At 59.8% G+C, this 18,312-nt stretch carries 16 protein-coding genes and 1 pseudogene; 11 read left to right on the top strand and 6 right to left on the bottom strand.

Translation table 11 applies throughout. From position 1 onward, the window contains the following. Positions 1–1,002: 1,002 nt before the first annotated feature. Positions 1,003–2,094 (bottom strand): alpha/beta hydrolase, encoded by a 1,092-nt coding sequence (locus LIX91_RS05200; protein WP_226488197.1) that lies wholly within the window; start codon positions 2,092–2,094, stop codon positions 1,003–1,005. 230 nt (positions 2,095–2,324) lie between these two features. Between LIX91_RS05200 and LIX91_RS05205 the strand changes: the two genes are divergently transcribed. From LIX91_RS05205 to LIX91_RS05220, 5 genes and pseudogenes are all read left to right on the top strand, one after another. Continuing rightward, positions 2,325–3,416, top strand: a complete 1,092-nt coding sequence (locus tag LIX91_RS05205; protein ID WP_226488063.1) for a sugar diacid recognition domain-containing protein — start codon at positions 2,325–2,327, stop codon at positions 3,414–3,416. A gap of 111 nt (positions 3,417–3,527) precedes the next feature. Next, complete coding sequence (locus LIX91_RS05210) at positions 3,528–4,667, top strand: glycerate kinase (RefSeq protein ID WP_226488064.1); 1,140 nt, start codon at positions 3,528–3,530, stop codon at positions 4,665–4,667. Positions 4,668–4,840: 173 nt separating this feature from the next. Further along, positions 4,841–5,611: pseudogene (locus LIX91_RS25690) on the top strand (MCP four helix bundle domain-containing protein); the annotation flags it as partial. Between the two features lie 15 nt (positions 5,612–5,626). Further along, positions 5,627–6,466: a methyl-accepting chemotaxis protein gene (locus LIX91_RS25695; protein WP_371676311.1), complete on the top strand. Its 840-nt coding sequence runs from the start codon at positions 5,627–5,629 to the stop codon at positions 6,464–6,466. 125 nt (positions 6,467–6,591) lie between these two features. Continuing rightward, positions 6,592–7,836, top strand: coding sequence for an AGE family epimerase/isomerase (locus tag LIX91_RS05220; RefSeq protein ID WP_103695566.1), 1,245 nt, complete (start codon positions 6,592–6,594; stop codon positions 7,834–7,836). A gap of 48 nt (positions 7,837–7,884) precedes the next feature. On the opposite strand, the gene LIX91_RS05225 is transcribed toward LIX91_RS05220, so the two are convergent. Beyond that, positions 7,885–8,973 carry an AbrB family transcriptional regulator gene (locus tag LIX91_RS05225; RefSeq protein WP_103695567.1) on the bottom strand — a complete coding sequence of 363 codons (1,089 nt, stop codon included), beginning with the start codon at positions 8,971–8,973 and terminating at the stop codon, positions 7,885–7,887. 106 nt (positions 8,974–9,079) lie between these two features. On the opposite strand from LIX91_RS05225, the gene LIX91_RS05230 reads away from it, so the two are divergent. Next, positions 9,080–9,982 carry a LysR family transcriptional regulator gene (locus LIX91_RS05230; RefSeq protein ID WP_003417523.1) on the top strand — a complete coding sequence of 301 codons (903 nt, stop codon included), beginning with the start codon at positions 9,080–9,082 and terminating at the stop codon, positions 9,980–9,982. A 10-nt stretch (positions 9,983–9,992) separates the two neighbouring features. Here the strand turns inward: LIX91_RS05230 and LIX91_RS05235 are convergent, their stop codons facing one another. Next, the gene (locus LIX91_RS05235; protein ID WP_003417522.1) at positions 9,993–10,511 is read right to left on the bottom strand and encodes a nucleoside 2-deoxyribosyltransferase; all 519 of its coding nucleotides are present in this window, start codon (positions 10,509–10,511) and stop codon (positions 9,993–9,995) included. 168 nt (positions 10,512–10,679) lie between these two features. Between LIX91_RS05235 and LIX91_RS05240 the strand changes: the two genes are divergently transcribed. Further along, positions 10,680–12,383, top strand: a complete 1,704-nt coding sequence (locus LIX91_RS05240; protein WP_226488065.1) for a VRR-NUC domain-containing protein — start codon at positions 10,680–10,682, stop codon at positions 12,381–12,383. Here LIX91_RS05240 and LIX91_RS05245 read toward each other — a convergent pair. Together LIX91_RS05245 and LIX91_RS05250 are read right to left on the bottom strand one after the other, a co-directional pair. Then, a complete protein-coding gene (locus LIX91_RS05245; protein ID WP_046235354.1) occupies positions 12,359–12,661 on the bottom strand; it encodes a hypothetical protein in 303 nt (100 codons plus the stop codon). The genes LIX91_RS05240 and LIX91_RS05245 overlap by 25 nt on opposite strands. 93 nt (positions 12,662–12,754) lie before the next feature. Beyond that, entirely contained in the window at positions 12,755–13,042 is a 288-nt protein-coding gene (locus tag LIX91_RS05250) for a hypothetical protein (protein ID WP_032698735.1), read from the bottom strand. Positions 13,043–13,559: 517 nt separating this feature from the next. Between LIX91_RS05250 and pstS the strand changes: the two genes are divergently transcribed. The 4 genes from pstS to pstB all read left to right on the top strand — a co-directional run bounded on the left by pstS (position 13,560) and on the right by pstB (position 17,316). Beyond that, positions 13,560–14,579 (top strand): phosphate ABC transporter substrate-binding protein PstS, encoded by a 1,020-nt coding sequence (gene pstS / locus LIX91_RS05255; RefSeq protein WP_003411488.1) that lies wholly within the window; start codon positions 13,560–13,562, stop codon positions 14,577–14,579. An 81-nt stretch (positions 14,580–14,660) separates the two neighbouring features. Continuing rightward, entirely contained in the window at positions 14,661–15,656 is a 996-nt protein-coding gene (gene pstC, locus LIX91_RS05260) for a phosphate ABC transporter permease subunit PstC (protein WP_003371940.1), read from the top strand. Further along, complete coding sequence (gene pstA, locus LIX91_RS05265) at positions 15,653–16,537, top strand: phosphate ABC transporter permease PstA (protein ID WP_003396464.1); 885 nt, start codon at positions 15,653–15,655, stop codon at positions 16,535–16,537. The genes pstC and pstA overlap by 4 nt, the downstream gene beginning before the upstream one ends. Beyond that, on the top strand, positions 16,537–17,316 hold the full coding sequence (gene pstB / locus LIX91_RS05270; protein ID WP_002553918.1) for a phosphate ABC transporter ATP-binding protein PstB: 780 nt from the start codon (positions 16,537–16,539) through the stop codon (positions 17,314–17,316). Before pstA ends, pstB begins: the two co-directional genes overlap by 1 nt. Here the strand turns inward: pstB and LIX91_RS05275 are convergent, their stop codons facing one another. Next, a complete protein-coding gene (locus LIX91_RS05275) occupies positions 17,317–18,246 on the bottom strand; it encodes a LysR family transcriptional regulator (protein WP_003411485.1) in 930 nt (309 codons plus the stop codon). Positions 18,247–18,312 lie beyond the last annotated feature (66 nt).

Genomic DNA, 18,312 nt, shown 5'->3' on the forward strand with positions numbered 1-18,312 from the left:
GAGCGTACGGCAAAATGTAGGAGCTAACGTGTTCGCGAAAGGGCCCGCACAGCCGCAGAAGATTTGGCGTTCAAAGCAACGCCTTCGCGAACAAGTTCGCTCCTACAAAAGCCCATGCTTGAGCGTACGGCAAAATGTAGGAGCGAACGTGTTCGCGAAAGGGGCCGTACAGCCGCAGAAGATTTGGTGTTCAAAACACCGCCTTCGCGAACAAGTTCGTTCCTACAAAAGCCCATGCTTGAGCGTAGGGCAAAAATGTAGGAGCTAACGTGTTCGCGAAAGGGCCCTTACAGCCGCAGAAGATTTGGTGTTCAAAACACCGCCTTCGCGAACAAGTTCGCTCCTACAAAAGCCCATGTTTGAGCGTACGGCAAAAATGTAGGAGCGAACGTGTTCGCGAAAGGGCCCGCACAGCCGCAGAAGATTTGGCGTTCAAAGCAACGCCTTCGCGAACAAGTTCGCTCCTACAAAAGTCCCCATGCTTGAGCGTACGGCAAAAATGTAGGAGCTAACGTGTTCGCGAAAGGGCCCTTACAGCCGCAGAAGATTTGGTGTTCAAAACACCGCCTTCGCGAACAAGTTCGCTCCTACAAAAGCCCATGCTTGAGCGTACGGCAAAATGTAGGAGCGAACTTGTTCGCGAAAGGGCCCGTACAGCCGCAGAAGATTTGGTGTTCAAAACACCGCCTTCGCGAACAAGTTCGTTCCTACAAAAGCCCATGCTTGAGCGTACGGCAAAATGTAGGAGCGAACTTGTTCGCGAAAGGGCCCGTACAGCCGCAGAAGATTTGGTGTTCAAAACACCGCCTTCGCGAACAAGTTCGCTACCACAGAAGCCCTCCATGCTTGAGCGTACGGCAAAAATGTAGGAGCGAACTTGTTCGCGAAAGGGCCCGCACAGCCGCAGAAGATTTGGCGTTCAAAACACCGCCTTCGCGAACAAGTTCGCTCCTAAATAGGCGTGGCCCCCGGTATCAACAATACAAGGGCGGTGGTTGCGTACTACGGCGTTGCGTTCAGCACGCCGAGCATCACCTCGGTCTGCCACTCGAAATACGGGTTGAAGGTCAGCCGCGCATGGATCTTGCCCGGCTCGTTATAGCCCCAGTCCGAATACCACACTGGCTCGCCCGCCATGCACTTGGCGGTGTCCGCCGTGCTCTGGCCGTTCCAGCAGATACGCTGGCTGCCGGATACGCCGTAAAGCGGATTGTCCGTTGAAAAAAGCAGGCCCATGTGTGAAAAGCGGCTGATGCGGTATTCCGGCAGGTAGTCCTTGCGCGCCTCGACGCGTGGCGTATTGGCAGCCCGAGCGGGCAGGTCGCCGTACCAGATCAGCCGACTGGCGGGATTACTGAAGCGCTGGCTGAAATTATCCAGCACGTAATCAGTGTCGAGTACCGAGTCGTGCTCGGCGATGGCGATGAACACCGGCTTGTCATAGCGCCGCTGATGCAAACGGTCCTGGGCCAGCGCGCTGCTGCGATAGAACTGCGCAAAACCATTGGTGGGCATGTTCATGTAGCGAACCGGCGTCTGCATTGGGCGCAGGCCTTGGTTCGGCGCGGCAAGCCAGGGTCGTGCCCAGCCGATCCACGGGGTCAGCCAGGCATAGCCGCTGTTGGAGCGAAATGCCGGCGAGAACAAGAGCAGACCGGCGATTTCGTCATGACCATAGGCGTAATCGAGGACCAGATTGGCGCCGGTCGAAAAACCGCCCAGATAAACCTTCGGCACTTCGCGACCGAGCAACTGCGCCTGTTCGCGTACCACTTGCTGCCACTGTTCGAGGCGCACGTCGAGCATGTCTTCGGGCTTGGTGCCATGCCCCGGCAACAGCACGGTTCGGACCAGATAGCCCTGAGCGGCGAGCGTCTGTGCCACGTCATGAAATGACCACGCCGAATCCCCCAGGCCGTGCACCAGCAGCACGCCGCCCTTGGGTTTCCCGCTCGGGCTCCATTGGCGCGGCGCGTTCCAGTCCAGCTCGGCCTGGTGGTCGGCGGTCTGGAAGTTACGCTGGTTGCGGATCAGTTCGAGGGTCTGCTGACGGTAGTCTTCAAAGCGCTGTTTCGGCTCTTCGCTTTCTGCCACTGACGTGCAGGCTTGCAGGGTCAGCAGCGACAGCAGGCTGGCGAGTCGGAATTTGATCAAAAGGGGGCCTGTGCACACATATTCGAGGGTTCAAAAGGTCGACGCGGGCACTCTGCCGTGTACGTCGCGCCCGTGCCTACTTTCAGGCACACTCGGGCGTTCTATAACTTCAACAAAATGTATCCATATGCCCAAGCATTGCAAGCCTCGCCACGCGTCTGGAGTCGTCCATGTTCGCCCTTGATCGAGCGCTGGCCCAGGACATCGTCGACCGGGCCATGGCTATCCTGCCGTACAACGTCAATGTCATGGACTACCTGGGCATCATCATCGGCAGCGGTGATGCCGAGCGATTGTGTACCCGTCATGAAGGTGCACAGCAAGTGCTGGCCAACCGGCAGGTGGTGGAAATCGATTCCCTGGCGGCGTCGCAGCTCGGGGGTGTCAAGCCCGGCGTCAACCTGCCGCTGATGCTCGACCATCAACTGGTGGGCGTGCTCGGTATCACTGGCGAGCCGGACGAGGTGCGGGTGTATGGCGAATTGGTGAAGATGACTGCCGAGATGCTCATGGAGCAGCGTCGTCAGCAGGCTGATCTTCAATGGCGGGCGCAGCGCAGCGAAGACCTGCTGGCTCGCCTGCTGTTGCCGGAGTGCCCCGACAGCCTGGTGGATGAAGCGCGCCAGCTGGGTTTGCAGCCGCACATGGCGCGTCAGGTGGTGCTGCTGCAGTTTGGCGAGGAGGGGCTGGCTGCCAGCCAGGCTGCCAAATGGCTTGGCACGCGCTACGCCGACAGCTGGTGCGTGCTGCGTGAGCCCAAGTTGCTGTACTGGTGCCGCGCCACGGGCAAGGAGCGTGACGATGCGCTGCTGCTCAAGCAGTTCGATGAACACCACTGGCCAGTGCTGCGTATGGCCACCGTGGCGCAATCGGCGGACCTGCCCACCCTGCGCCAGGCCTGCGCCGCAGCGCGGGATCTGCTCGACTACGCCAGCCAGGCAAGGCCGGCGCAGCGCCTGTTGCGTCTTGAAGCGTATCGGTTGCCGGTGCTGTTCTGGCGCTACCGGCATGACTGGCTGGCGGAACACGTCGCCGAGCCATTGGAGCGTCTGCACACGCACACGCAACTGCTCGACACCTTGTGCAAATGGTTCGAGTACAGCGGCGAAAGTCAGGCCTGTGCCGAAGCGCTGGGCATCCATCGCAACAGCCTGCGCTACCGGCTGGAGAAGATCGGCGAGTTGACGGGCTGCGACCCTTACAAGACCGATGACCTGCTGCGTCTGTACCTGGGGGCGCAGATGATCACTCGTCAGACCTGAAGCCGGGTTTTGTTCAAACGCCCGATAATGGCGACGGATCATTGTGCGAGCGGCAGGCGGAAAGCACGGTTTGGAATGAGAGCATTCGAGTACCGGATCTGGAGAACAACAATGAAAATAGTCATCGCCCCCGACTCGTTCAAAGACAGCCTCAGCGCCCAGGCAGTTGCCGACGCGATCGCCAGTGGTCTGGCCGAGGTCTGGCCACACGCAGAACTGATCAAATGCCCGATGGCAGACGGCGGGGAGGGCACCATCGAGGCGCTGCTGGCTGCCTGCAATGGCGAGCCGATGAGCGCCAGCGTTAGCGGCCCGCTGGGCGCCCCGGTCACTGCCCAGTGGGGCTGGCTGGCCGATAGCAGGACCGCAATCATCGAAATGGCCATGGCCAGTGGCTTGCAACTGCTGACCCTGGCACAACGCGACGCCTGTGTGACCAGCACGGAAGGCACCGGCCAATTGATCTCGGCGGCACTTGATGCGGGGGCCCGTCGGGTGATCCTGGCCATCGGCGGCAGCGCAACCAATGACGGCGGCAGCGGCATGCTTGCAGCATTGGGCGCGCGCTTTCTGAATGCCGACGATCAGACTCTCGCGCCGGGTGGGCTCGCGCTTGCCGACCTGGCGCGTATCGATCTGAGCGGTTTCGATCCACGCTTGTCTGACGTGTGCGTCGAAATCGCCGCCGACGTCGATAATCCACTCTGCGGACCGAATGGCGCCTCCTCTGTCTTCGGCCCGCAAAAAGGCGCATCGCCCGAGCAGGTCATGGCGCTGGACGCCGCACTCGGCCGTTTTGCCGACCAAACGGCTCAGGTCCTCGGCCAAGACTTGCGCAACAGTCCTGGCAGCGGTGCGGCAGGGGGCATGGGCTTTGCCGCCAAGGCCTACTTGAAGGCCTCGTTTCGTGCCGGGGTGGAAGTGGTGGCCGATCTGACCGGGTTGGAGCAGGCGTTGATCGGTGCCGATCTGGTCATCACCGGCGAAGGCCGTTTCGACGCGCAAACCCTGCGTGGCAAGACCCCGCTTGGCGTTGCGCGGGTCGCCCAGCGTCGGCAAGTGCCGGTGATTGTGCTGGCGGGAACCCTGGGCGAAGGCTACGAGCAGTTGTATGCGCACGGCATCGGCGCAGCCTTTGCTCTGGTCAGCGGACCAATGAGTCTCGAGCGGGCCTGCCGCGATACCCGCCGCCTGTTGCACGAGCGTGCGCGTGACGTGGCGCGGCTCTGGCAGATGGCTTCGGGCGGCTGATGACTGGGCGGTGATCAGCGAACACCGGCCCGGCAATTGGCCGTTATTTTAAGTAACCCTGCAAATGATCGCAGGCCGTCCTAAAGAATTGCCTGACCAGGGCGATACGCTGTCGGTTGTCTGACAACTTCGTGTCGGACACTGCCCTCAAAAAAATATAAAGAGCCTTGGCCATGAATCTACGCAAACTCACTATCGCTCGTCGTGCCGGTCTGGGTTTTACCCTCATTTCCCTGTTGGTTGCTTTGCTGGGTTGGTTTGCGCTGGCACAGATGTCGACCATTCGCCAGAGTGAGGTGGCGGTGGAGACCAACTGGCTGCCCAGCATGCGAGTGGTCAATGATATCCGCGAAATCATGCTGCGCATTCGGACCATTTCCTTGCGCATGGCGCTGGACACCGATCCTGCGAGCATTCCGACCTACCGTGGCCAGCTGGACGTACGCCTGGGCGATCTGGACAAGAAGCTGTCTGTCCTCAAGACCTTTGTCGACACCCCGGAAGAGAAGTCGCTGACCGACCAGTTCATGGTGACCATGGGCCAATACCGCAGTGCGCTGGATCGCTCCTTTGTTCTGGCTGGCCAGGGCGATAGCGTAGGGCTGAACAAGCTGCTGCTGGTCGACATGAAGCAGATCGTCGACGGCTCAGGCAAGCAACTCGGTGACCTGGCGGACTTTTATGTCACCAAGGTCGATGCGGAAGGCAAGTCGGCCGAGGCCCAGTACGACAAGTCGCGCGACATCGTCATTATCTTCGTGGTAATTGCCGCGCTGTGCACCATCGGCCTGGCACTCTGGCTGACCCGCAGCATCGTCGGCCCGCTGCAGCGTGCGGTAACCGCTGCCGAGCAGGTTGCCAACGGTGACCTGACCCATACCATCGAAGTCGATGGCGAAGACGAAGTCACCCGACTGTTGCGTGCGCTGGCGATGATGCAGGTCAATCTGCGTGAAGCCATGCGCCACATCGGCAGTTCGGCCACCCAATTGGCGTCGGCCGCCACCGAACTCAACTCGGTCACCGAAGACAGCTACCGCGGCTTGAACCAACAGAATGCGGAGATCGATCAGGCCGCCACGGCGATCAACGAAATGACTTCGGCAGTCGAAGAAGTTGCGCGTAACGCCGTGTCCACATCGGACGCCTCCAACCAGTCCAGTACCTCGGCATTGGCTGGCCAGACGCGGGTGATCGAGACGGTGCAGTCGATCCAGACGCTGACCGACAACGTACAGGCCACTTCGACGCTGGTGCAAAACCTTGCCAATCAGTCGCAGGACATCGGCAAAGTGCTGGACGTGATCCGCTCGATTGCCGAGCAGACCAACCTGTTGGCACTCAACGCCGCCATCGAAGCGGCACGTGCAGGCGAGTCGGGCCGTGGTTTCGCGGTCGTGGCGGATGAAGTCCGGGCATTGGCGCATCGCACCCAGCAGTCGACCCTGGAAATCGATTCGATGGTCAGTGCCATGCGCAGCGGTTCGGCGCAGGCACTCGACTCGATGAACACCAGCCGCGATCGGGCCGACTCGACATTGGCACTGGCCAAGGGCGCGGGCGAGTCCTTGAGCGAAATCACCTCGTCGATCAATCAGATCTCCGAGCGCAATCTGGTGATTGCCAGCGCGGCGGAAGAGCAGGCGCAAGTCTCGCGTGAGGTCGATCGCAATATCGTCAACATTCGCGATCTGTCCATGCAGTCGACTCAGGGTGCCAACCAGATCAGTGCGTCGAGCCATGAATTGTCGCGTCTGGCGGCCGATCTGAGCCAGGTGGTCTCACGCTTCAAGGTGTAAAACCCTACATTGATACAGGTTGTGTCCGCTTGCCGACGATCGACCGGACGCGCATTATGCCCTCGGTCGAAATGACCTCCGGTACAGTCTGGGCACAACCTTATCGAAGGGGGCGGCATCGCTTCATGAATAACAATAATCAAACCTTCAGCAGTTGGCTTCGCTCGCCAGCCCATCACCAGTGGCTGGCACTGGAAGGCAATCGTCTGTTGACCTTCGCCAAGGCTTCCAGGCTGGACAACGGCTTTGGCAGTCTTGATGACTACGGTCGGCTGATGGTCGGTGCCACCGCAGGAACCATGAACACGGCGCGCATGACCCACTGTTTTGCCATGGCGCATGCGCAGGGCATTCCCGGCTGCGCTGCGCTGGTCGATCACGGTATCGCCGCACTGCGCGGACCGTTGCACGATGCCGAACACGGCGGCTGGTTCAGTGCCGCGCTCGAAGACGGCGGCAAGACCGACAAACAGGCTTATCTGCATGCGTTCGTCGCACTGGCGGCCAGTTCTGCCGTGGTGGCGGGGCGGCCTGGCGCTCAGGCACTGCTCTCAGACGCCATCCAGGTCATCCAGACGCATTTCTGGAGCGAGCAGGAAGGCGCCATGCGTGAGTCGTTCGCGCGGGACTGGAGCCATGAAGAGTCGTATCGCGGCGCCAACAGCAACATGCACAGCACCGAAGCCTTCCTCGCGCTGGCCGATGTGACCGGCGACGCGCAGTGGCTCGACCGGGCGCTGAGCATTGTCGAGCGGGTTATCCACGAGCATGCCGGTGCCAACAACTTTCAGGTCATCGAGCATTTCACCCAGAACTGGCAGCCGTTGCCGGATTACAACCGCGATAACCCGGCCGACGGTTTTCGACCCTTCGGTACCACGCCGGGGCATGCCTTCGAGTGGGCGCGTCTGGTGTTGCACCTGGAGGCTGCGCGCCGTCAGGCCGGACGCGCCAACCCCGAGTGGTTGCTGGACGACGCCCGCCAACTGTTTGGCAATGCCTGCCAGTACGGTTGGGATGTCGATGGAGCACCGGGTATCGTCTACACCCTCGACTGGCAGAACCAGCCGGTGGTCCGTCATCGTCTTCACTGGACTCACTGCGAGGCGGCAGCTGCTGCTGCCGCATTGCTGCAACGTACCGGCGAGCAGCAGTATGAAGACTGGTATCGCTGTTTCTGGGAGTTCAACGAGACCCTGTTCATCGATCAGGAACATGGCAGCTGGCGCCATGAGCTGAACGAGCGCAACGAGCCCAGCGCAGACATATGGCCCGGCAAGCCGGACCTTTATCACGCCTATCAGGCCACGTTATTGCCGGTGTTGCCGCTGGCGCCAAGCCTGGCCAGCGCTCTGGCGGGACTGGAATAAACCACTGGGTCAAGCCTGGGCTGTCGCCTCAAGCCTGAAATCGGCAACTCAAAGCGCAGGGATGCGTTTGTCGGTCAGGCGGATGATCTGCCGGGCCAGGAAGCTACCGGTCAGGATCACGCCGAACAGGCGCAGGGTCTGCATCGCCAACACGAAACCGACGTCGGCATGCGTGTCGATGGCGATAATGGCCATGGTGTCCAGGCCGCCCGGGCTGGTCGCCAGGTACACCGAGAGATAATCCTTGCCCATCATCACGGCGATCAGCCAGGCCGACACGGCGCAGAGCACGATCAACAGCAATGAGGCCAGAATCATCATCGGCAGCCGTCTCCAGACGTACTGCACCGTCGGCCGGTCGAAACGCAGGCCGACGTAGCAGCCTATGGCACCGTAAGCGATGGGTAGCAACCAGGCCGGAACGGTGATCTGCATCACGCCACTCAATTGCAGCGCGCCGCCCAGCATCAGCGGCACCAGCAGGGCGCCTGCCGGGAGACGCGAGCCGAGGGCCACGCCTGCGACAATCACTGCCAGGCTCAGCGCAAGGTCGACAAGGTTCAGGCTGGGCAGTGCCGCTGCACTGGTGTGCAGGGCCGCAGCGGAATCCGGTGCGCCGATGAAATGGCTGACCAACGCGCCGATGGTGACCACGCAGACCACGCGCACATATTGCATGGTGGCGACGATGCGCGAATCGGCACCGTAATCCTCGGACATCGCGACCATTGCCGAAGCCGCGCCCGGTGACGTGCCCCAGGCTGCGGTATTGCTCGGGATACCGGCAAAGCGCACCAGCACCAGCCCAACTGCCGCGCTCAGCACCACCGTGAGGATGGTCGCCAGCAGCATGACGTGCCATGAATGAAGGGCGGTGAGCAGCACACTGACCGACATGGCATGCGCGATCAGCACGCCAACCGTGCCCTGACCGAGTTGAAAGGCCCGCTTGGGCATGCGGATGCTGGCCCCTGATACGCCAAAGCCGATGGCGACCAGCATGGGCCCGAGGAACATCGCAGCAGGCATATCGAATAGTTTGAGCAGTTGCCCGGCAATGCCGGCCATCAGGATCAGACCCGCCCATTGCGTCAGCGGGGAAAGGGAGGAAAGCGAAAAGCGTGAAGCGTTTGACAAGGACGTTCTCCTTGATTGGGGTAAATCACATGCACACAGTATCGACTTCGCAACCCATCAAGTCTATTTTCTAATAATCATGAATTGATAACTTTGGTTGATAGATATGGACTTGCGCGATCTCACCTATTTCGAAACCATTGCCGAGCTGGGGCACCTCGGACGCGCTGCGGAGAAGCTCAATCGCAGTCAGCCAGCGCTGACCAAAAGCATTCAGCGCCTCGAGGAATCATTCGGCACGCGACTTTTTCAACGTGACGGCCGACGCATCAAACTGACGCCGGTGGGCGAGCTGCTGCAGGCGCGCGGCAAGGAGTTGCAGCAAAGCATCGCCCAGACCCAGCGCGAGATCCGGGATTTCGCCAGTGGCATGGTGGGCAATATTCGGGTCGGCTGCGCCGCGACCATGGCGGAATATTTGATGCCGAAACTGACTTCGGCCTTGTTGCAGCGTACCCCGGACGTCACCTTGAAACTGGTGATAGGCCAGGATGACCTGCTGCGCGAATCACTGCGCTCGGGGCAGCTGGACATGATCATTTGCGCGCTGGCGCCCGACAGTGAAGACGTCACCAGCTTTGCCATACTGCAGGACGAAGCTGTGGTGGTGGCCAGCAAGAATCATCCGATTTTCAAGCCGGCATTGAAAATGAGTGACCTGTGCGCGTATCGCTGGGTACTGCCGCCGGTGAGTGTTTCATCGCGCAAATGGCTGGACGCGACCTTCGCCGCTCATGGCCTGCCGCTGCCGACGGTGCAGATCGAAGCGAACTCGATCTCGCTGTTGCCGGGGCTGATTGCGCGCAGCAATCTGTTGAGCTTCATTGCCCGCGAGTCGCTGGAGTTCGGCAAGACCATGCAGCACCTGCGTGAAGTGCCACTGGAGCAAACCACCCTCAAACGCACCATTGGTGTGACGTTGCGCAAGGGCGGTTATCTGTCACCCGCGGCAGAGGGTATGTTGCAGATGCTGCGCGACAACGGCGGGGACTTTCTGGGGTGGGGCTGACAGCCTGCGCTCAGCCGCTCGCCGGCAGTGCCTGAAAGCCACTCAGGTACTTTGCCAGCGCCTCTGCGCCCAGCTCCACGGTCGAGCTGGTGCCCGCCCAACTGCAGGCGAGCATCAGGTTGCGCGGCAAGTCGAAGTCCTCAACCATAAAACCATTGGCGTCGAAACCGTTTTCATCGTGGGGAACCAGCTCGCGCAGCGACGCTACCGGTTCAAAGTAAGCCCACACCGGCTTGTTCAGTGCGACCGCCATACCGACTTCGAAGGCCGTGCCCGAATCCGGCTCCAGGCCGCGGAACACGTTGAGGTTGACCAGCATGGCAGTGCAGCGGTGGATCATCGCGACATTCATCGAGTAAATCTGCTGCGCGGTTTCATGCGCTGCTCGTCCGTGCGTGACCTCATTGTCAAACGGGTACAGACCCTCAAGCCCATGTGCGGCACACAGAGCCTTGAGATAGCGTCCATGTTCCAAGGCGTCGGTCCTGAACACGTCGAAGCCTGCGAGATAAACCAGTGGCGCGTGCATATTCGTCTCTCGGCTGCAGATATTATCGCGCCGATTCTAAGGCGGACCGTCTGCCCGCGATACATGCCATTGATCGGCCGAACACGATCAGCAGGCGTTTGCGCTGGAATCTGTACGGATAACCAGTATCCTTGTTCAGTCTGCTCATTTTTCATGTGAACGCTGGCCTTGAATACTTCGCCCCTCGACAATCCGTTTTATTACCTGGAAAACTTCCGGCGGGTCCTTGACTGGATTGCCCGGCGCTACGATGACCTGCTCGATGCGAGCGAGCGCCGTTTCATCAGCGAGTTTGCCGAGCTGCCGGTGTCCGCCCAGGGTTTGCTGGTGCGCATGGTGATGCGCAAAGGCGTGTTGTTTCGGGCCAGCAAACTCGGTTATGTCGAGATTGGCGACCCTCATGACGCGGTATTGCCGCTGCTGGCGCGGGAGTGGGTCGACAGCGCTCCGCCGCTGGGCCTGAGCGAGCTGTTCCAGCTGCTGCGTCGGGATGAGTTGAGCCACTGCTTCAAAGACCACGCGGTCAAGGGCCCTGAGCGCAAGCAGGAATGGTTCGAGCGCCTGCAGCCGATGTACCCGTCGCCGCAGTCCCTCGAACAATGGCACCCGACCTTGTCCGACGCCGTATTCGGCCTGAAGATCATGCCGCTGTGCGATCGCCTGCGCTTGCTGTACTTCGGCAATCTCTACCAGGAATGGTCTGAGTTCGTGCTGGCTGACCTGGGCATCTACCGCTACGAAAAAGTCGAGTTTTCGCTGGAGTCGCGCGGCATTAACCAGCGTGCCGACATTGACGTGTGCCTGCAACTGCATGCCTGCCGGGAAGCCCTGGAAACCTGCCTGGAACTGCATGCGCTGGCCGAGCGTGTCATTGCCATCGAGTGCGGCAACCCGTGGTTGTTCATGCGGCGCGGCAAACTGCTGTTCCGTATCGGGCAACAGGCCGAGCGCATGCAGGACTGGCCTCTGGCGATGGCGGTGTATCGTCAGTCGAGTTACCCCGGCGCGCGCTCGAGGCAAATCCGCGTGCTGGAGCGCAACGCCGAGTATGCAGCGGCGCTGGCGTTGGCGGAACAGGCCCGTCTCGCCCCGGAAAGTGATGCCGAAGTCCAGCACCTGTCACGCGTCTTGCCACGACTGCAACGCAAGCTCGGCCTGACGGCCGCGCGCAAGCGCACGGTGCGGGCCATTGCGCGGTTGGACGTGCAGGTCACGCCGGTGTCGGGGATGAGTGTCGAGCGTCTGATACGCTTGCACCTCGAAGAAGAGCAGGGCGGGGAAGTGCACTATGTCGAGAATGCGCTGATCAATTCACTGTTCGGGCTGCTGTGCTGGCGGGCCATTTTCGCGCCTTTGCCGGGTGCATTCTTTCATCCGTTTCACAGTGCGCCGAGTGACCTGTACAGCCCTGACTTCTATCAGCGCAGGGCGACGCTGTTCGATGCCTGTCTGATGCAACTGGAGTCGGATGAATACCTGGCGACCATTCGTGAGCATTTTCAGAGCAAATACGGTCTGCAATCACCCTTTGTATTCTGGGGAGCACTGACGCCAGAGCTTCTGGAGCAGGCACTCTACTGCCTGCCGGCAGAGCACTTGCTTCACTGGTTTCGTCGGCTGTTGCAGGACATAAAAGCCAACCGGACAGGAATGCCCGACCTGATCCAGTTTTTTCCGGAACAGCGTCGATATCGAATGATCGAGGTCAAGGGGCCGGGTGACCGCCTCCAGGACAACCAACTGCGCTGGCTGGACTTCTGTGCCGAGCATGGCATGCCGGTGGAGGTGTGTTACGTGCAATGGGCGGCTGACGACATTGTCTGTGTCAGTAGCGACCTGTCAGACCTTCAAGGGGCCTTGTGCCCGTCCTGACTGTCCTGGTGATCCGCATCATGAGGTTGTTTCGAATCATGAGGCTTGTCATCCGCACTGCCGTTCTTTCCAGGCAAGGGGTCCATGCCTTTGGTGCCGGGGCTAGTGCCTGGCGCGCCGGGGCTGGTTCCATCGACGTTCTTTTCCGTTCCGGTACCCGGGACTTTCGGACCGTCGCTGACCGGGTTGGTCGGGCCGGTCGAACCCGCAAATGCATTGGTGCCCGACAAGGCCAAAAATGCCGCGAGGCTTATTGCCCCCAATCTATTCCTGATCATGATGCAACCTCCGTAAGTACTGTGACTGAAACGGTGCCGCGAGAAGGGTAGACCCGCGGGCAGGGCATGGTCCTGCCCGCGTAAGACGCCTGGTTACTGAGTCTTGGTCTTTTCTGTAGTGGTGCTCTTGTCGTGCGTACCGTGGGCCGCCTTGTTGTCGTGCTTCATCGAACGCTCGGCTGCCGCTTCCTTGCTTTCAGTCTGCACGCCTGGAGTCTCGGACGAAGTGCGGTCCATCGGCTGGGTATTGGTGCCCGGCAGCTTGGTCGCATTCTTGTTGATCGGGGTTTCAGGGGTGGTGGTCGACTCGGCGAAGACGGCACCCGAAGCTACAGCCATCAGGCCAGCAAGAGTCAGGGCAGTCAGTTTGGTCTTGATCATGGTGCTTACTCCGTTGTTTTAAAGTACTCACGTTGGTCATTGGCCAGTGGCCATAGGTGCCGTCGAACCCGACGAACGGTAGATATCTTCGATGCATCAAGGCTTACGCCGTTGCTATCCACCTTGAGAGTGATCGCGCGCTTTTTTCGGTCATTCATGCCCCCTGAGCACTGCCGACAGCAAAGTTTTAAGTTGATTTAGCTATAACGTGACCGCTCGGTCATTTACAACGATTCTTAAAATCACACTTTCTTACATTTTTATAACGAAGCTGGCACTCCGCTATCTGATGAGTGGTGGCAGAACGCTATTTTGCCTGGCGCGACGCGAATGCCCCGTAAACATTGGCTTTTAAAGGGGTTTCCATCGCCAGCGACGTAGGAAATCACTTACAAAAAAGTTCCCTTACCGACACGATTCGTTGGATTGTCATTAAACAGCAACATTTGAGGTTTTAAATCCGCCTCGGGCCTCCTTAAGTGGACCACCACACAATCTCCTGGACTGAGGTATTACCGTGATTCTGCTGACTAAAAAACGCTTGTCGCTTCTGATCGCATCGCTGTGCCTTAGCGGTGTGGCTCACGCGACTGATGTAACAGGCGCTGGTTCGAGTTTCGTCTACCCGGTTATTTCGGCGTGGTCCCAGGACTACAGCAAGAGCAAGGATAACCGTATCAACTATCAGTCCATCGGTTCGGGTGGTGGTATTGCCCAGATCAAGGCGGCGACCGTTGACTTCGGTGCATCCGACGCCCCGATGTCTGCAGAAGACCTGCAGGCCGGCGGCCTGGGCCAGTTCCCAAGCGTGATCGGCGGTATCGTGCCGATCGTCAACGTCGAAGGCATCGAAAGCGGCGCACTGAAGCTGGACGGTCCAACCCTCGCCAAGATCTTCATGGGGAAGATCAAGAAGTGGAACGACCCTGAAATCGTCGCGCTGAACTCGGGCGTCAAACTGCCTGAGACTGCGATCACCGTCGTTCACCGTTCGGACGGTTCGGGCACCACGTACAACTTCACCAACTACCTGAGCAAAGTCAGCCCGGAGTGGAACACTGAGCTGAAGTTCGGTTCGACCGTACAATGGCCAGCAGGCGTGGGCGGCAAGGGTAACGAAGGTGTTTCGGCCTACGTGAAGCAGATCAAGGGTTCGATCGGCTACGTCGAGTACTCCTACGCGACCACCAACAAGCTGTCCTACACCCAGCTGAAAAACGCCGCCGGTGAATTCATCAAGCCTGATGCCAAGGCATTTGCTGCTGCCGCTGACACTGCCGACTGGGCAAGCGCCAAAGACTTCAACCTGATCATGACCAACGCGCCGGGTAAGGATGCATGGCCGATCACCGCGACCACCTGGATCATCATGTACAAGAAAGCCAAGAACGAAGAGAAAAGCACGGCTGCTTTTGACTTCTTCAAATGGTCCCTGGAAAACGGCCAGAAGCAGGCCGAGAAACTGGAATATGTAGCATTGCCGAAATCGCTGGTTGATCGCGTGGAAAGCTACTGGAAAACGGAATTCACCAAGTAAGTGATTCAACCCGTACCACCCCTGTCATCAGCCGCGATATCGGCTCGGTGACAGGGGCTTTTCCTTGCGAGTGGCCTCAACATGACTGAAAACACCCAATACCTGTCCGCTAACGTCTCCGCTGGTGAGTCCGAGGGCGAGAAGCGCGCCAAACGGGATCATCGTCATGACCTGTGGTTCAAGCGTTCATTGCAGGCTGCAGCGATGCTGGTGCTTGCTTTGCTGGGTTGTATTGCCTTGTCGACCCTGTGGGGCGGCAGTCTGGCATTCCAGACTTTCGGGTTTGGCTTTCTGACCAGCACCGAGTGGGACGTGAACGCCGGCAAGTTCGGCGCCCTGGTTCCAATCTACGGCACCCTGGTTACCTCTTTTCTGGCTTTGCTGATCGCCGTACCGGTGAGTTTCGGCATTGCAATCTTTCTTACCGAAGTAGCGCCGCCGTGGTTGCGCATGCCGATCGCCTCGGCCATCGAGCTGTTGGCCGGTATCCCTTCGATCATCTACGGCATGTGGGGGCTGTTTGTCTTCGGCCCGTTCATGGCTGAACACCTGTCGCCGTGGATCACCGAAAACCTTGGCGCACTGCCGCTGATCGGTCCGATGTTCCAAGGGCCGCCGCTGGGTATCGGCATGCTGACTGCCGGTATCGTGCTGGCGATCATGATCACGCCGTTCATTACCTCGGTGATGCAGGAAGTCTTCCGCACCGTGCCCGTGGCCCTCAAAGAGTCGGCCTATGCACTGGGCGGTACAACCTGGGAAGTGGTCTGGGACATCGTGCTGCCTTACACCCGTTCGGCCGTGGTCGGCGGTGTGTTCCTGGGGCTGGGACGCGCGCTCGGCGAAACCATGGCGGTAACCTTCGTACTGGGCAACGCGCATCAGTTCTCGGCTTCGCTGATGATGCCGAGCAGTTCGATCGCTTCGGTGATCGCCAACGAGTTCAACGAGGCCTACACCGACTTGCACCGTTCGGCACTGATTGCCCTTGGCTTCCTGTTGTTCGTCGTCACCTTCATCGTGCTGGCCCTTGCACGCCTGATGCTGTCGCGCCTTTCGCGTAAGGAGGGGTTATGAGTAAGGATGTGACCGGCAGCGAGCACCTGTATCGGGTTCGCAGTTTCAAGAACAAGATTGCGATGGTGCTCAGCTGTGGTGCCACTGCCTTCGGCCTGCTGTGGCTGGTGTGGATTTTGCTGACCACCATCATCAAGGGCATCGACGCGCTCAACCTGCAACTGTTTACCGGCATGACTCCGCCGCCTGGTACCGAGGGTGGCCTGGCCAACGCGTTCTACGGCAGCGTGCTGATGTCCGGCATCGGCCTGCTGATCGGTACGCCGATCGGCCTGATGGCCGGCATCTGGCTGGCCGAGTTTGCCCGTTACACCAAACTGGGCAACACGGTTCGCTTCATCAACGACATCCTGCTATCGGCACCGTCCATCGTGCTCGGCCTGTTCGTCTACACCGTCGTGGTACTGCCACTCAACGCGGTGACAGGCCATCAGGTGGGCTTTTCGGCGATTGCCGGTGCGCTGGCCCTTGCATTGCTGGTGATCCCGGTGGTGGTGCGTACCACTGACGAAATGATGCAACTGCAACCCTCGACCATGCGTGAAGCTGCGCTGGCGCTGGGTGTACCGCAATGGAAGCTGACCCTGCAAATCGTCCTTCGCGCGGCCAAGGCTGGTGTGGTAACCGGCGTATTGCTCGCATTGGCACGCATCACCGGCGAAACCGCGCCGCTGCTGTTCACCGCTTTCGGCAACCAGTTCTGGAGCAGCGATCTGCTCAAACCAATCGCCAGTGTTCCGGTGGTGGTTTTCCAGTACGCCATGAGCCCGTTCGATGACTGGCACTCCCTGGCATGGGCCGGTGCGCTGGTCATGACGTTGTTCGTACTGATACTGAGTCTGCTGTCTCGCTTAATTCTTCTGCGCAATAGGGCGTCCTGATGAACAACCTTTCCCTGGCCAACGAAAAAACCAAGATCCAAGTACGCGGTCTGGAGTTTTTCTACAACAACCAGAAGTCGTTGAAGTCCATCGACATGACCATCCCCGAGAAGCGCATCACTGCGATCATCGGCCCGTCGGGTTGCGGTAAGTCGACCCTGCTGCGCGTCTTCAACCGCATCTACGCGATGTACCCGAAGCAGGAAGCGCGCGGTGAAGTGCTGCTCAATGGTGAGAACATCCTGGCGCCAGGCTATTCGATGAACCGCCTGCGCAGTCATGTAGGCATGGTGTTCCAGAAGCCTGTGCCGTTCCCGATGTCGATTTACGACAACATTTCCTACGCCATCAAGCACCACGAAAAACTGTCGCGTCGGGAAATGGAAGATCGCGTCGAGCAGGCCCTGCGTGGCGCGGCTTTATGGGACGAGGTCAAGGACAAGCTCAAGCAGAGCGCGACCGGCCTGTCCGGTGGTCAGCAGCAGCGTCTGTGCATCGCCCGCACCATCGCGCTGCGTCCTCAGGTCCTGCTGCTCGACGAGCCGACCTCCGCGCTCGATCCGATCTCGACTGGTCGTATCGAACAGCTGATCACCGAGCTTAAAGAGCAGTTCACCGTGATCATCGTGACCCACAACATGCAGCAGGCGGCGCGTTGCTCCGACTACACCGCCTTCATGTTCATGGGTGAACTGATCGAGCACGGCGACACCGATACCATCTTCACCAAGCCCTCCAAGACCCAGACCGAAGATTACATCACCGGTCGTTTCGGCTGATCATCCGGCCAGGGCGGGCGCTTCCTGGCGCTCGCCCATGAACTCCTCGATCCTGCTGCGCAGCCAACGCTCGGCAGGGTCGCTGTCCATCACACTCAGCCACGTCATCGAAAGGTCCAGCCCCGGTGTGGGGAAGGGCAGTGGCTCGTCATACAGCAAACCCAAGGCGCTCATTGCCTTTGCCGCATAGTCGGACAGCCCCGAAATCATGTCGGTGCCGGCCATCAAAGCGGGCAGGGTGGCGAACTGCGGCACCGACAACACCACCTGACGCTTGCGCCCCAGCGCGGTCAGCCACTCATCGGCGAAACTACTGACACTCGCGACGTGCGACACCACGACGTGCGGGCGCGAGCAGTATTCGTCCAGGCTCATGGGGCTGGCAGGCTTGTCGGCGCGCACCAGCCTCGGCTGCACGTTACGCAGGGTCTTGCGCTTGGCGTTGGCCGGCAGTTCACGGGTCAGGCAGACGCCGACGGTGATGTCGCCGGACATCAGCACCTCGGAAATATTCAGGTAGTCGACATGCTTGACCACGATCACCACGCCGGGCGCTTCTTCGCGGATGGCCTTGAGCATCGCCGGTAACAGGCCGAATTCGACGTCATCGGTCAGGCCGATGCGAAAGGTCATCTTGCTGACCGACGGATCGAAGTCGGTGGTCAGGCTGAGCGCCGTGGACATGGCGTCCAGCGCGGGCGTCAGGTGCTTGAGAATCTCGTGAGCGCGTGCGGTGGGTTCCATACGATGGCCGACGCGGATGAACAGCGGGTCGTTGAGCAGACTGCGCAGGCGATTCAAGGCAGCGCTTATCGTGGGTTGGCCGAGAAACAGTTTTTCGGCTGCACGGGTGACGTTACGCTCCTGCATCAATGTTTCGAATACCACCATCAGGTTGATGTCGGCCTTGCGCAGTTCATTTCGATTCATTGCTGTTCCTTGGCATCAGACCTGGACGGCCAAGTCTAGGCAGTCCGCACAGAAGGCGTCCAGCAT

Origin of the sequence: Pseudomonas sp. B20 (assembly GCF_020515755.1) — a bacterium.
Classification (GTDB): Bacteria; Pseudomonadota; Gammaproteobacteria; order Pseudomonadales; family Pseudomonadaceae; genus Aquipseudomonas; species Aquipseudomonas syringae.